The organism is Streptomyces sp. A01, assembly GCF_059026195.1.
This window is the reverse complement of the sequence record NZ_JBWLKN010000021.1, coordinates 43,116-55,430: the sequence shown is the minus strand read 5'-3', so window position 1 is coordinate 55,430 and position 12,315 is coordinate 43,116. Positions and strand designations below refer to the sequence as shown.

Below are 12,315 nucleotides of genomic sequence, written 5' to 3'. Positions count from 1 at the left end.
GGGGGTTGGCGGGCTGCGAAGTCGGCCCTGACGGGGCTTCGGGTGTCGATGTTCACAGAATCGACGGAACTGGAACCCTCGGCTTCGCCCAAATGTCCCTTCTCTGTGCAAGGTGGATCGAAAGCTGACCAGAGGCGGGAGATGGACGAGAAAGCCGAAAGTGAGGCAAAAGAGCGAAACAAGCGGCTGGAACTGAGCGTCGCTCAGGTGGCGGGAAGTGCCTTGGCGGCCGTGGCCGCCGCCGTACTCGCCTCCAGACTCGGCGTCTACGGCACCATCATCGGCGCCGGTGTGGTCAGCGTGGTGGCGACCGCGGGCGGCTCCGTCTTCCAGCACGTGTTCCGGCGTACGGGCGAGCAGATACGTGAGGTGACGGTCCAGACCAGACCGCGCGCACGGCAGGTGCCACCACGGGACGGCGACGTACGTCCCGCTCCGTACGAGGCGGCCGGGACCGGCGCCGACGCCACCCGGCTGCTGCCGCAAGCCGACGCGGACACCGACGCGGACGGCGGCCCCACCTCGCCGCCGGACTCCGACCGCACCCGGCTGCTGGGTCAGGCAGGCTGGTCGCACCAGGTGGACGAGACGCGCGTGCTGCGCCCCGCGCGGGTGACGTGGCCGCTCGCGGAGGGCCCGGAAGCCGGGGACAGGACGCGGGTGCCGCGCGCGCCCCGGCAGCCGGGCACCTCCGAGGACGCGGCGCCGCCGCGTCAGCCGGAGCGGGGCGCCGACGGTGAGGTGTTCACCGACGCCACGACGCACGGCACCCGGCTGCGTGGCTGGAAGCGCCCGCTGCTCGGCGCGCTCGCCGTGTTCATGGTCGCGATGGGGACCATCACGGGCATCGAGTGGTTCTCCGGCGGCCCCGTCTCGAACGTATGGGGTGACGACAAGAGCGGCACCACGTTCAGTAACAGCGTGTCGCACGCGCCGCGCTCGCACTCGGGACCCGGCGACACGCCGTCGGGCGGACAGCCGTCCACCGGCGGCGGCCAGGACGACGAGGGTGCCGATGGCACCTCCCCGTCACCTGGCCGGACCGGCCCGGGCGGCGGGGCGGCGAGCCCCTCGCCCACCCCCTCCGGTTCGTCCCCGGCGGACGGCGGGGCGACCTCGCGGCAGCCGGACCCGACCCCGTCCAAGCCGTCGAAGCCGAGCTCTCCGCAAGGCACCCCCGGCACGGGCGGGACCGGCGACGGCGCGACCGGCGGTATGGACGACAGCGGTGCCGGCGGCACGGACGACGGCGGGCAGAACGCCGACGGCGGGTCGCGGGACACCGAGAGCGGGCAGTGAGGCACCCCGGAGCCGCCCGCCGCCAGGGGTGAGCGGACGGCCCCCGACGCGGTCACGCGGTCGGCGCCAGGACATCGGCGCCGACCGCGCTCCGGCGCCGGCGTTCCAGGCCCGGCCGCCGGCATTCCCTTTCCGTCGCTACACGCGAGCCCGCGCGCGTACGGACTCAGGTCATCAGTCGCCGAGCACCCGGCGCAGATAGCCGTTGGCGAAGACCCGCCCCGGGTCGAGCCGGTCGCGGACCGCGGTGAACTCCCCGAAGCGCGGATAGACCCCCGACAGGTACTCCGCGTCCCGGCTGTGCAGCTTGCCCCAGTGCGGCCGCCCGCCGTGCGCCGTCATGATCCGCTCGGCCGCCGTGAAGTACTCCTCGTGCGGCGTGCCCCGGTACATGTGCACCGCGATGTACGCCGTGTCGCGGCCGGAGGCGGTGGACAGGGGGATGTCGTCGGCGGGCGCCGTACGCACCTCCACCGGGAAGCTGACGCGCAGCCCCGACCGCTCGATCATCCGCTTCAGCGCGCGCAGCGCCCCGACGGCGGCCTCCCGCGGCACGGCGTACTCCGACTCGACGAAGCGCACCCGGCGCGGGCTGGTGAAGACCTTGTACGGGATGTCGGTGTACGTACGGGAGGACAGGGCGCGGCTGGAGACCTTGGCTATGCCGGGGATCGTCCCCGGCAGGGTCTTGCCGAGCGAGCAGACGACCTGGAACAGGCCGTTGGAGACCAGTTCGTCGTCCACCCAGCCACTGACCCGGCCGGGCGGGGCCGCGGGACCGGCGGCCCGGTTGTTCCGCTTGGTGTTGCAGCTTCCGGTGTGCGGGAACCAGTAGAACTCGAAGTGCTCGTTGTCGGCCACGAGCTGGTCGAACTCGCCGGTCACCTGGTCGAAGGACATCGGCTCCTCGCGCGCGGTGAGCAGGAACTCCGGCTCCACGGCGAAGGTGACCGCCGTGATCACGCCGAGCGCGCCCAGCCCGAGGCGGGCGGCGGAGAAGACGTCCGGATGCTCCGTCGCGGAGCAGCGCAGCACCGAGCCGTCGGCGGTGACCAGTTCGAGCGCGGTGATCTGGGTGGCGAGGCTGCCCGAGTCGCGGCCGGTGCCGTGGGTGCCGGTGCTCGTCGCCCCGGCCACCGTCTGCTCCATGATGTCGCCCATATTGGTGAGCGACAGGCCGTGCGCCGCCAGGGTCGCGTTCAGGCGCTTGAGCGAGGTCCCGGCCGCGACGGTCACCGTCCCGGCCACCGGGTCCAGCGCGTGGACGCCGGTGAGGCGCTCGGGCCGGATCAGCAGCCCGTCGGTGGCGGCGGTGGTCGTGAACGAGTGACCGGTGCCGACCGCCTTCACCGGCAACCCGTCGCGGGCCGCCGCGCGCACCGCGTCGGCGACCTCGGCCGTCGAGGCCGGGGACACCGACCTGACCGGCTGGGCGGTCACATTGCCCGCCCAGTTACGCCACGGGCTCTTCTTCCCGCCCGTCCTCCCGGCCCATGTCCCGGCCGCCTTGCTGGTTGCCGCTCTGGCCATGCGCGTCAGCCCCTCCCCTTGCCTGCGGCACGGAAGCCGCAGCCTGCTCCGGTATCACCGCGAGCCTGCGGTAGCCGATGAACGCGATGACGGCCGCGAACGCTCCGGCGACGCCGGGCACCGCGTACCCCGCCTGGGCACCCCAGGCGTCCACCACCCGCCCGGCGACGGCCGCGCCGAGCCCGATGCCGATCGCGATCCCGGTGCTCGTCCACGTGATGCCCTCGGTCAGCTTCGCCCTCGGTACGTGCTGCTCAACGAGGGCCATGGTGGTCACGGCGGTGGGCGCGATGGCAAGGCCCGCGACGAAGAGCGCGATGGTCAGGAACACCAGGTTCCCGGCCAGTTGGAGGGGGATCATACCCACGGCCATCGCGCAGATCCCCAGCAGCCACCTGCGGTGGGCGGCACCCTTGAGGTGCAGCAGTCCGAAGACGGCACCGGCCAGGCAGGAGCCGAGCGCGTACGTCGCCAGGATCAGGCTCGCCGCCGACTTGTGGCCGTGCTCCTCGGCGAAGGCCACGGTGACCACGTCGATCGAGCTGAAGATCGCGCCGGTCGCGACGAACGTGACCACCAGGATGCGCAGACCGGGGGAGCGCAGCGCCGAACCCTTGGTGTGCTGGTCGCGCGGCTGGGGCACCGGTTCGGTGGCCCGCTGCGAGGTGAGCCAGAAGACGCCGACGGCGAGGAAGCAGGCCGCCGCCAGCGGGCCCGCCTCGGGGAACCAGGTGGTGGACAGGCCGATGGAGATGATCGGGCCGAAGATGAAGCACGTCTCGTCGACGACGGACTCGAAGGAGTAGGCGGTGTGCAGCTGCTGGGGCGAGCCGCGGTAGATCGCCGCCCACCGGGCCCTGACCATCGAACCGACGCTGGGCACACAGCCGCCGAACGCGGCGAAGGCGAACAACGTCCAGTCGGGCCACCCGCGCTGTGCGCTCAGCAGCAGCCCGGCGATGGCGGTCAGCGCGACCATGACGGCCGGGCGCAGCACGCGCGCCTGGCCGTGCCGGTCCACCAGACGGGATATCTGCGGCCCGAAGAGCGCGCCCGAGCACGCCAGGGTGGCGGCGAGGGCGCCGGCGAGCCCGTACCGGCCGGTGATCTCGGAGACCATCGTGACGACGCCGATGCTCATCATCGCCAGCGGCATCCGGCCGAGAAACCCGGCCGTGGTGAAGGCCACGGTGCCGGGATTGGCGAAGATCGCGCGGTATGGGCTGGGCATGGACGGGCTCCGCCGGTAAGGAACGTGTGTGGCCGATACAGCTTACGGCTCGCGCTCGCGGCACGCAGGGGTATTTCCCGGCTGTCACAGCCGGGTGGCAGGATCGGGGCCATGTCAGCCCAGCCACCGCCAGCCCATGCCACCGCCTCGCCGTACGACGCCCTGCTGCTGCTGTCCTTCGGCGGGCCCGAGGGGCCGGACGACGTGGTGCCCTTCCTGGAGAACGTGACGCGCGGGCGCGGCATCCCCAAGGAACGGCTCAAAGAGGTCGGCCGGCACTACTTCCTGTTCGGCGGGGTCAGCCCGATCAACGCGCAGAACCGCGAGCTGCTGCGGGCGCTGCGCGAGGACTTCGCCGAGCACGGGCTTGAGCTCCCCGTCTACTGGGGCAACCGGAACTGGGCCCCGTATCTGACCGACACCCTGCGCGAGCTGGTGCGCGACGGGCACCGCCGGGTCCTGGTGCTGACGACCAGCGCGTACGCCTCGTACTCGGGCTGCCGCCAGTACCGGGAGAACCTGGCCGACGCCCTCGCCGCCCTGGAGGCCGAGGGGACCGCCCCGCCGCGCGTCGACAAGCTCAGGCACTACTTCAACCACCCCGGGTTCATCGAGCCCATGGTGGACGCGACGCTGGCCGCGCTCGACCGGCTGCCGGGGGAGACCAGGGCCGGGGCGCACCTGGCGTTCACCACTCACTCCATCCCCACCGCGGCCGCCGACACCTCGGGGCCGGTGGCCGTGCACACGCGGGACGGCGCGGGCGGGGCGTATGTCGCCCAGCACCTGGACGCCGCCCGGGTCATCGTCGACGCGGTGCGCGAGCGGACGGGCTCCGAGCACCCGTGGCGGCTCGTCTACCAGTCGCGCAGCGGCGCCCCGCACATCCCCTGGCTGGAGCCCGACATCTGCGACCACCTGGAGGCGCTGCACGACGCGGGCGCGCGGGCGGCCGTCATGGTGCCGATCGGGTTCGTCTCGGACCACATGGAGGTCAAGTACGACCTCGACACGGAGGCGGTGGCGAAGGCGGCCGAGCTGGGCCTGCCGGTCGCGAGGGCGGCCACCGTCGGCGCCGACCCGCGCTTCGCCGCCGCCGTGCGCGACCTGGTGCTCGAACGGGCGGCGACCGAGCGGTTCGCCGCCGCGCCCGGCCCCGCCGCCGCCCCGCCCGAGCGGTGCGCGCTGGGCGCGCTCGGCCCGAGCCACGACGTGTGCCCGGTGGGCTGCTGCCCCGCACGCTCGCCCCGGCCCGCCGCCGCGGGCGCCGAGTGACCCCTGGCCGTGAGCCCGGCCCGGAGCGGCGCCGCTGAGCGCCCTCCTGCCGGGCTGTCCGGCGCCCCCGCTCCCGCTGGGGGTGCCACCGCCCCGCGACGGCGCACAGCCGCCTCATGAGGCCCAGCGGCGCCAAGCACCACACAGCTCCCACCACCCACGCCAAGCCGAACGGCGCCGGGTACGGACCCCCAGCCACCCCGCACCCTCACCCCTCATCCGCAGGCAGCGGCGGGCGCCCCCGCACGAGAGCGCGTCACCGCTCGCCAGCCCCACCCAGCGACGCCACCCGCGTACGAGCGAGGAGCACTGTGAACGACCAGCTGACCGGCCGGCTCAAGGCCGAACTCCTGACCACGGCCCTGGAGGCGGCCCGCAGGGCGGGCGCGCTGCTCCGCGACGGCCGCCCCGCCGATCTCGGCGTGGCCGCCACGAAGACCAGCCCCATCGACGTCGTCACCGAGATGGACATCGCCGCCGAGCAGCTGATCACCGGCTTCCTCGGTGAGCGGCGGCCCGACGACGGCCTGCTGGGGGAGGAGGGCGCCAGCACGCCGGGCACCAGCGGGGTGCGCTGGGTGATCGACCCGATCGACGGCACCGTCAACTATCTCTACGGGCTGCCCTCCTGGTCGGTCAGCATCGCCGCCGAACTGGACGGGGAGACCGTTGTCGGCGTCGTCGCCGCCCCGATGCGGGGCGAGACCTACCGGGCCGTGCTCGGCCAGGGCGCCTATGTGGGCGACGTGCCCGTCAGCGCCCGTGCGACGCCTCCGTTCGAGCAGTCCCTGATCGGCACCGGCTTCAGCTACCTCACCGAGCGCAAGGTGGCCCAGGCCGCGGTCATCCGGACCCTGCTGCCGCAGGTGCGGGACATCCGGCGCGGCGGGTCCGCCGCCATCGACCTGTGCGATGTGGCCTGCGGGCGCCTTGACGGCTACTACGAGCGGGGCCTGAACCCCTGGGACTACGCGGCGGGCGCCCTCATCGCCCGCGAGGCGGGCGCCCTGACCGGCGGGCGGCCAGGCACCGCGCTCTCGGGCGAGCTGGCCGTCGCCGCCGTACCGGGCGTCTTCGAGCACCTTCAGCGGCGCCTGGAGGACCTGGGCGCCTGGCACGACTGACGCGGCCCGCCGCAGCGCCGCCCCGGCGCGGCAGCGGGCCCCGCACACCACGGCGCCCCGGTACCGGGCGGGTACCGGGGCGCCGGCGTGGGTGACGCGACTTGGGAAGCCGGGTCAGGCGGTCGGAACACCGACCTCGACACCGTGCTCGGCGGCCAGGCGGCGGAGGTCGTCCAGCTCTCCCTGTTCGACCTCGACCAGGAAGTCGTCGCCCGTCTCCAGGGCGCGGCTCAGGTCGGTCTGGGTGCTCTCTATGCGCTGCAGAATGCCAGCGGTGAACGCGTCCATGGTGCGCCCCCTCGTCGTGGGTCGGCTCGGTGGCACGGGGGTGTGCCCGGGAGGGTCCCTCGCCTGGGAGACGAGGAAAACGATCACGTGCGTGGCCCCTGCGTGCGGCAAAAGGGGAATCGGGTGCCCCATGCAAGGCGTGATCGCGGGTGTGCAGTCGTCTTCCCCACCCCTTCGCGCGCAGAAACCTCCCCATCCTGAGGAATCCCGAACCCCCTGGCAGAGCCCTGGTCCGCCCCTGCCGCGGTCCCCTTACCGCCGGTTTATCGGCCTTCGGGGCAGGATGGAGACGCTCACCAGCAACAGCCTGCCCGCGAGGGCGTCGCCCGTAGGGGCCGAAGGGAAGGACAGCACCGTGCGTGTACTCGTCGTCGAGGACGAGCAGCTGCTCGCGGACGCGGTGGCCACCGGACTGCGACGAGAGGCCATGGCCGTCGACGTCGTCTACGACGGTGCGGCCGCTCTGGAGCGGATCGCCGTCAACGACTACGACGTGGTGGTCCTCGACCGGGACCTGCCACTCGTGCACGGCGATGAGGTGTGCCGCAAGCTTGTCGATCTCGGCCTGCCCACCCGCGTCCTGATGCTCACCGCTTCCGGCGACGTCAGCGACCGGGTGGCGGGCCTGGAGATCGGCGCCGACGACTATCTGCCCAAGCCGTTCGCCTTCAGCGAATTGATCGCCCGGGTGCGGGCGCTTGGCCGTCGTACGACCGTCGCCCTGCCGCCCGTCCTGGAGCGGGCCGGGATCAAGCTCGACCCCAACCGCCGCGAGGTCTTCCGCGAGGGCCAGGAGATCCAGCTCGCCCCGAAGGAGTTCGCGGTGCTTGAGGTGCTGCTGCGCAGCGAGGGCGCCGTAGTCTCCGCCGAACAGCTGCTGGAGAAGGCGTGGGACGAGAACACCGACCCCTTCACCAATGTCGTCCGGGTCACCGTCATGACGCTGCGCCGCAAACTCGGTGAGCCCGCCGTCATCGTGACCGTGCCCGGCTCCGGATACCGGATCTGAGCACACATGGCGTCGACCCAGCCCCCCACGCCGCCGCTCCCGGCCGCACCGCCCAAACCCGGCTGGCAGCCGCCGGAATTCGGCCGCCCGCTGCCGTGGCTGCGGCCGACCATCCGGATACGGCTCACCCTGCTGTACGGCGGGATGTTCCTGATGGCCGGAATCCTGCTGCTCTCGATCATCTATCTGCTCGCCGCGGACGCCCTGCACAAGGGCAACGAGCTGCCCTTCCAGATCATCAACGCCGACTACCGCGCCACCAGTGACGTCTGCAACCTGCCCGGCCGCGGCGACAGCAGCGAGTTCAACCAGGCCGTGGCCCAGTGCATGCAGCGGCAGCGGGAGATGGCCCTGGACGGCCTGCTGCGCCGCTCGCTGCTGACCCTGCTCGGTCTGACCGTCGTCGCTTTCGCCTTCGGGTACGCCATGGCGGGCCGGGTGCTCTCACCGCTGGGGCGCATCACCCGTACCGCCCGCCAGGTGGCCGGTTCTGATCTGTCCCGGCGGATCGAGCTGGGCGGCCCCGACGACGAGCTGAAGGAGCTGTCCGACACCTTCGACGAGATGCTGGAGCGGCTCGACCGGGCGTTCACCGCGCAGCAGCGGTTCGTCGCCAACGCCTCTCACGAGCTGCGGACGCCGCTGGCGATCAACCGCACGCTGCTTGAGGTGCACCTGTCCGACCCCGACGCCTCGCCGGAGCTGACGCAGCTCGGCAAGACGCTGCTGGCGACCAACGAGCGCAGCGAGCAGCTGGTGGAGGGCCTGCTGCTGCTGGCCCGCAGCGACAACGAGATCGTGGACCGCAAGCCGGTGGACCTGGCCGAGGTGGCCTCGCAGGCGGTCGACCAGGCGCGCTCGGAGGCGCAGACGCGGGGTGTGCGGCTGCGGGGCGACCAGCGGCCCGCGGTGGTCCAGGGCAACGGCGTGCTGCTGGAGCGGGTCGCGCTGAACCTGGTGCAGAACGCGGTGCGCTACAACGTCCCCGACGGCTGGGTCGAGATCACCACGGAGTTGCTGCGCGGGGAGGCGGTGCTGGTGGTGGAGAACACCGGTCCTGTGGTTCCCGCGTACGAGGTGGACAACATTTTTGAGCCGTTCCGCAGGCTCCGTACGGAGCGCACGGGAAGCGACAAGGGCGTGGGACTCGGGCTGTCGATCGTGCGCTCCGTGGTGCGCGCGCACGGCGGGCACATCGTCGCGAGGCCCCGGGAGGGAGGCGGTCTGGTGATGCGGGTCGCGTTCCCCGCGTGATCTTGCGAACACCACGCGCCTGGCCCGGGCTCCCGAGCGCGCTCGGACGCCTGACCGGTTGTTCGCTTTAGGGGGAATTTTCCTGTCCCGTTCCGGACGGGGATGGTGTGTTATCGATCACATAGGCGAATTTTTAGCCATCTACTCTCCGTGGTCGCCGAGACCGGTGGAAAGCCGGGAAAATCCGGGTTTCCGGGGGTCACGATCACGGGAAGTACCGGGGAGGGCGCGTGTGAAGTGCCCCTTTCGGATCGTGTACCGTCCGACCGCTATCCAACCTGATCACCTCTTCAGGGGGCCGGTTGGGTGTCGATTGAGTAACAGACCTTGATGTGAGGCAAAATCTCCGCCTCGGGTCGGGCACAAGTCCGGCCTCTCACGCGTTACGTGCGCTGGAGACACCGCAGATACCCAGAGGGGGAGAGCGACATGGCAACGGATTACGACACCCCACGCAAGACCGACGATGACGTCAACGAGGACAGCATTGAGGAGCTGAAGGCGCGTCGGAACGACAAGTCGGCGTCCACGGTCGACGTGGACGAGTTCGAACAGGCGGAGGGCCTTGAGCTGCCCGGCGCCGACCTGTCGAACGAGGAGCTGTCCGTGCGGGTTCTGCCCCGCCAGGCGGACGAGTTCACCTGCATGAGCTGCTTCCTCGTGCATCACCGGAGCCAGCTGGCCGCCGAGAAGAACGGTCAGCCGATTTGCCGCGACTGCGCGGCCTGAGAACGGTTCCCTCACGGTGCGGGACGTTTCCCAGCGGGACGAAGCGAACGTCGAGCGGGGCCGGGCGGCCTCGCTCGCGGCCGCCGTCGGCCGCGGCGCCAGAAACGGGGCGCGGCGGACGGGGAAGGGCGCCCGGGCGGGTCTGAGCTCTGTGGCCGACCGGATCGTCGTCAACGCACCACGCATCCCGGTCAGAGACCTCGCGACTCTCCGGGCCCAGTTCCCTGGGCTTGGTCCCGAGGACATCGCGGACAAGCTGGTCGCCGGGGCCGTCGGCGGCACCTCAACCGTGGGAGCGGGGGTGGGCGCCGCCGCGATGCTGCCGGTCCCGCCCGCGATGCCCGCCGAGCTCGCCGCCGAGATCGTCGGCGTCGCCTCGATCGAGTTCAAGCTCATCGCCGAGTTGCACGAGGTCTATGGCGTGCGTGCGCCCGGCACGGTGCGGCAGCGCGCCGCTGCCTACCTCATGGCGTGGACCCAGGAGCGCGGGATTGACGTCGTCAAGCCCGCGAGCCTGAACGCCGCGCTCAGCGGACCGCTCAAGCGCGAGCTGCGCCAGCGCGTCCTCAAGCGCACCTTCCGCAACATTCCCAACCTCGCGCCGTTCATGGTGGGCGCCGCCATCGGCGCCATGATGAACCGGCGGGACACGAAGAAGCTCGCCGAGAAGATCCGCAAGGACCTGCGGGCGCGCCAGGTCCCGTGGGACAAGCTTCCGCAGCCGGAAACGGCCGCCGGTGAGCTGCCGCCAGCGGCCGGCGCCAGGCCCGCCCCGGGCGAGCTGCCACCGGCTGAGGAGCCGTCCACCGGGCGCCGCCCCCGGCGTTTCCGGCGCTCCGGGCACTGACGAGCGGGCACTGACGCCCCGAGCGCTGAGAGCCCCGCGCACTGACCGGGCCCCGGCCTGGGCATTCCGGCCTCCAGCGCGCCGTCCGGGCGGGGCCCTCGCCCGCCCGCCCGCATGAGTGCCGCCTATTCGGCCCGTACGGCGGCTATGGCGGCCGCCAGCTTCTGCGGGTGCCGGGTCGACAGATACACGTACGGGGTCGGATCGGCCGGGTCCACGACCTCCACCCGCAGCGCCGTCGGGATGTAGCTGCGCAGCAGCATGAACGCCCGCGGGTCCGCCTTGGGCCCCCGCCAGGCGGCCGCCTGCTCGGCGTCCAGCACCTCGGCCGTCCCCAGCGCCTCCAGCGGGATCTTCGCGTCACCGGCGACCAGCGAGCCCGCCACCACCCTGATCCGCGCCGAGCCGTACGAGCTCACGGCGACCGAGGCGAGCGCGGTGGCCCCGGCGAACCCGCCGAGCAGGGGAAGCGTTCCGAACGGCAGCAGGATCAGCGCACCGGCGACACCGGTCAATGCGGCGATGAACCACCAGAAACGGGGCGCGGTGAGGCGTTCTTCGTAAGGCTGCATGCTGTCAAGCTTGGCACGGCGGAGCCCGCCGCCCACCAGCGCGGGTAAGGTCTGCACCCGTGAGTGGACGAACGACATCGCTGACGCCTCCGGCCGACGCCAAACTGCCCGTACGGCACCCTGACGCGCCTGCCCCGGGGGAGCTCCTGGGCACGCACTACGACCAGTGTTTCGGCTGCGGCGGAGCCCAGCCGCACGGGCTGCACCTCGCCACGCGCGCGGGCGAGGGCGTGAGCGTCACCGCCCAGTTCACCGTCAAGGCGGCCCACCAGGGCGCCCCCGGCCTCGCGCACGGCGGTGTGCTCGCCACGGCGCTGGACGAGACGCTGGGCGCGCTCGGCTGGATGCTGCGCGCGATCGTGGTGACCGGGCGGCTGGAGACGGACTTCGTGCGGCCGGTGCCGGTGGGCACGGCCCTGTACCTGGACGCCCGGGTGACCGCGGTGCACGGTCGCAAGGTCTACTCCACGGGGACCGGGCGGATCGGCGGCCCCGACGGGCCGGTCGCGGTCCGCGCCGACGCCCTCTTCATCGAGGTCAAAGTGGACCACTTCATCGAGAACGGCCGGCCGGAAGAGATCAACGCGGCGCTCTCCGACCCGGATCAGCTCAAGGTCGCGCGTGCCTTTGAGGTGAACCCGTGACCCGTGAGCCCGTCGACGTGCTTATCCGCCGTGTGGACCCGGCAGTTCCGCTCCCCGCCTACGGCCACCCCGGGGACGCCGGAGCCGACCTGGTGACCACCGAGGCGGCCGAACTCGCCCCCGGCGAGCGGGCGGTGCTCCCGACCGGGGTGTCCATCGCCCTGCCGGACGGGTACGCGGCCTTCGTGCACCCCCGGTCCGGCCTCGCAGCCCGCTGCGGTGTCGCCCTGGTGAATGCTCCAGGGACGGTGGATGCCGGGTACCGTGGGGAGATCAAGGTGATCGTGGTCAATCTCGACCCACGCGAGAGCGTGCGGTTCGAGCGCTTCGACCGGGTCGCCCAGCTCATCGTCCAGCAGGTCGAGAGGGTGCGCTTCCACGAGGTGGCGGAGCTTCCCGGTTCGGCGCGTGCCGAAGGGGGATTCGGGTCCACGGGGGGCCATGCCGCGGTGAGCGGTCAAACGGGTGGGAATGGATACGCTTCGGTCGGTGCCGACCGGGAAGGACAGTGAC

At 72.2% G+C, this 12,315-nt stretch carries 13 protein-coding genes; 9 read left to right on the top strand and 4 right to left on the bottom strand.

What is annotated here, in order from left to right:
* Nucleotides 1–141 precede the first annotated feature (141 nt).
* On the top strand, nt 142–1,299 hold the full coding sequence (locus tag AC5P1B_RS25590) for a hypothetical protein (RefSeq protein ID WP_493890014.1): 1,158 nt from the start codon (nt 142–144) through the stop codon (nt 1,297–1,299).
* 174 nt (nt 1,300–1,473) lie between these two features.
* Here AC5P1B_RS25590 and AC5P1B_RS25585 read toward each other — a convergent pair whose 3' ends face one another.
* Nucleotides 1,474–2,829 (bottom strand): D-arabinono-1,4-lactone oxidase, encoded by a 1,356-nt coding sequence (locus tag AC5P1B_RS25585; protein ID WP_493890013.1) that lies wholly within the window; start codon nt 2,827–2,829, stop codon nt 1,474–1,476.
* The gene (locus AC5P1B_RS25580; RefSeq protein WP_493890012.1) at nt 2,753–4,060 is read right to left on the bottom strand and encodes an MFS transporter; all 1,308 of its coding nucleotides are present in this window, start codon (nt 4,058–4,060) and stop codon (nt 2,753–2,755) included. The genes AC5P1B_RS25585 and AC5P1B_RS25580 overlap by 77 nt, the downstream gene beginning before the upstream one ends.
* Before the next feature lie 111 nt (nt 4,061–4,171).
* Between AC5P1B_RS25580 and AC5P1B_RS25575 the strand changes: the two genes are divergently transcribed.
* Complete coding sequence (locus AC5P1B_RS25575) at nt 4,172–5,335, top strand: ferrochelatase (protein ID WP_493890011.1); 1,164 nt, start codon at nt 4,172–4,174, stop codon at nt 5,333–5,335.
* A gap of 311 nt (nt 5,336–5,646) precedes the next feature.
* Complete coding sequence (locus AC5P1B_RS25570) at nt 5,647–6,459, top strand: inositol monophosphatase family protein (RefSeq protein WP_493890009.1); 813 nt, start codon at nt 5,647–5,649, stop codon at nt 6,457–6,459.
* Between the two features lie 114 nt (nt 6,460–6,573).
* Here the strand turns inward: AC5P1B_RS25570 and AC5P1B_RS25565 are convergent, their stop codons facing one another.
* A complete protein-coding gene (locus tag AC5P1B_RS25565) occupies nt 6,574–6,747 on the bottom strand; it encodes a hypothetical protein (RefSeq protein ID WP_493890008.1) in 174 nt (57 codons plus the stop codon).
* A gap of 355 nt (nt 6,748–7,102) precedes the next feature.
* Between AC5P1B_RS25565 and AC5P1B_RS25560 the strand changes: the two genes are divergently transcribed.
* The 4 genes from AC5P1B_RS25560 to AC5P1B_RS25545 all read left to right on the top strand — a co-directional run bounded on the left by AC5P1B_RS25560 (nt 7,103) and on the right by AC5P1B_RS25545 (nt 10,586).
* Nucleotides 7,103–7,756, top strand: a complete 654-nt coding sequence (locus AC5P1B_RS25560; RefSeq protein WP_493890006.1) for a response regulator transcription factor — start codon at nt 7,103–7,105, stop codon at nt 7,754–7,756.
* A 6-nt stretch (nt 7,757–7,762) separates the two neighbouring features.
* A complete protein-coding gene (locus AC5P1B_RS25555) occupies nt 7,763–9,010 on the top strand; it encodes a sensor histidine kinase (protein WP_493890004.1) in 1,248 nt (415 codons plus the stop codon).
* Nucleotides 9,011–9,439: 429 nt separating this feature from the next.
* The gene (locus AC5P1B_RS25550) at nt 9,440–9,739 is read left to right on the top strand and encodes a DUF4193 domain-containing protein (RefSeq protein WP_176164529.1); all 300 of its coding nucleotides are present in this window, start codon (nt 9,440–9,442) and stop codon (nt 9,737–9,739) included.
* A 16-nt stretch (nt 9,740–9,755) separates the two neighbouring features.
* A complete protein-coding gene (locus AC5P1B_RS25545) occupies nt 9,756–10,586 on the top strand; it encodes a hypothetical protein (RefSeq protein WP_493890003.1) in 831 nt (276 codons plus the stop codon).
* Nucleotides 10,587–10,711: 125 nt separating this feature from the next.
* On the opposite strand, the gene AC5P1B_RS25540 is transcribed toward AC5P1B_RS25545, so the two are convergent.
* Complete coding sequence (locus AC5P1B_RS25540; protein ID WP_493890001.1) at nt 10,712–11,158, bottom strand: DUF3093 domain-containing protein; 447 nt, start codon at nt 11,156–11,158, stop codon at nt 10,712–10,714.
* Nucleotides 11,159–11,217: 59 nt separating this feature from the next.
* On the opposite strand from AC5P1B_RS25540, the gene AC5P1B_RS25535 reads away from it, so the two are divergent.
* On the top strand, nt 11,218–11,802 hold the full coding sequence (locus tag AC5P1B_RS25535; protein WP_493890000.1) for a PaaI family thioesterase: 585 nt from the start codon (nt 11,218–11,220) through the stop codon (nt 11,800–11,802).
* Entirely contained in the window at nt 11,799–12,314 is a 516-nt protein-coding gene (gene dut / locus AC5P1B_RS25530; RefSeq protein ID WP_493889998.1) for a dUTP diphosphatase, read from the top strand. Before AC5P1B_RS25535 ends, dut begins: the two co-directional genes overlap by 4 nt.
* Nucleotide 12,315 lies beyond the last annotated feature (1 nt).

Coding starts and splice junctions, on each gene's coding strand:
- AC5P1B_RS25590 (WP_493890014.1), top strand. CDS start 142: ATGGACGAGAAAGCCGAAAGTGAGGCAAAAGAGCGAAACAAGCGGCTG.
- AC5P1B_RS25585 (WP_493890013.1), bottom strand. CDS start 2,829: ATGGCCAGAGCGGCAACCAGCAAGGCGGCCGGGACATGGGCCGGGAGG.
- AC5P1B_RS25580 (WP_493890012.1), bottom strand. CDS start 4,060: ATGCCCAGCCCATACCGCGCGATCTTCGCCAATCCCGGCACCGTGGCC.
- AC5P1B_RS25575 (WP_493890011.1), top strand. CDS start 4,172: ATGTCAGCCCAGCCACCGCCAGCCCATGCCACCGCCTCGCCGTACGAC.
- AC5P1B_RS25565 (WP_493890008.1), bottom strand. CDS start 6,747: ATGGACGCGTTCACCGCTGGCATTCTGCAGCGCATAGAGAGCACCCAG.
- AC5P1B_RS25555 (WP_493890004.1), top strand. CDS start 7,763: ATGGCGTCGACCCAGCCCCCCACGCCGCCGCTCCCGGCCGCACCGCCC.
- AC5P1B_RS25550 (WP_176164529.1), top strand. CDS start 9,440: ATGGCAACGGATTACGACACCCCACGCAAGACCGACGATGACGTCAAC.
- AC5P1B_RS25540 (WP_493890001.1), bottom strand. CDS start 11,158: ATGCAGCCTTACGAAGAACGCCTCACCGCGCCCCGTTTCTGGTGGTTC.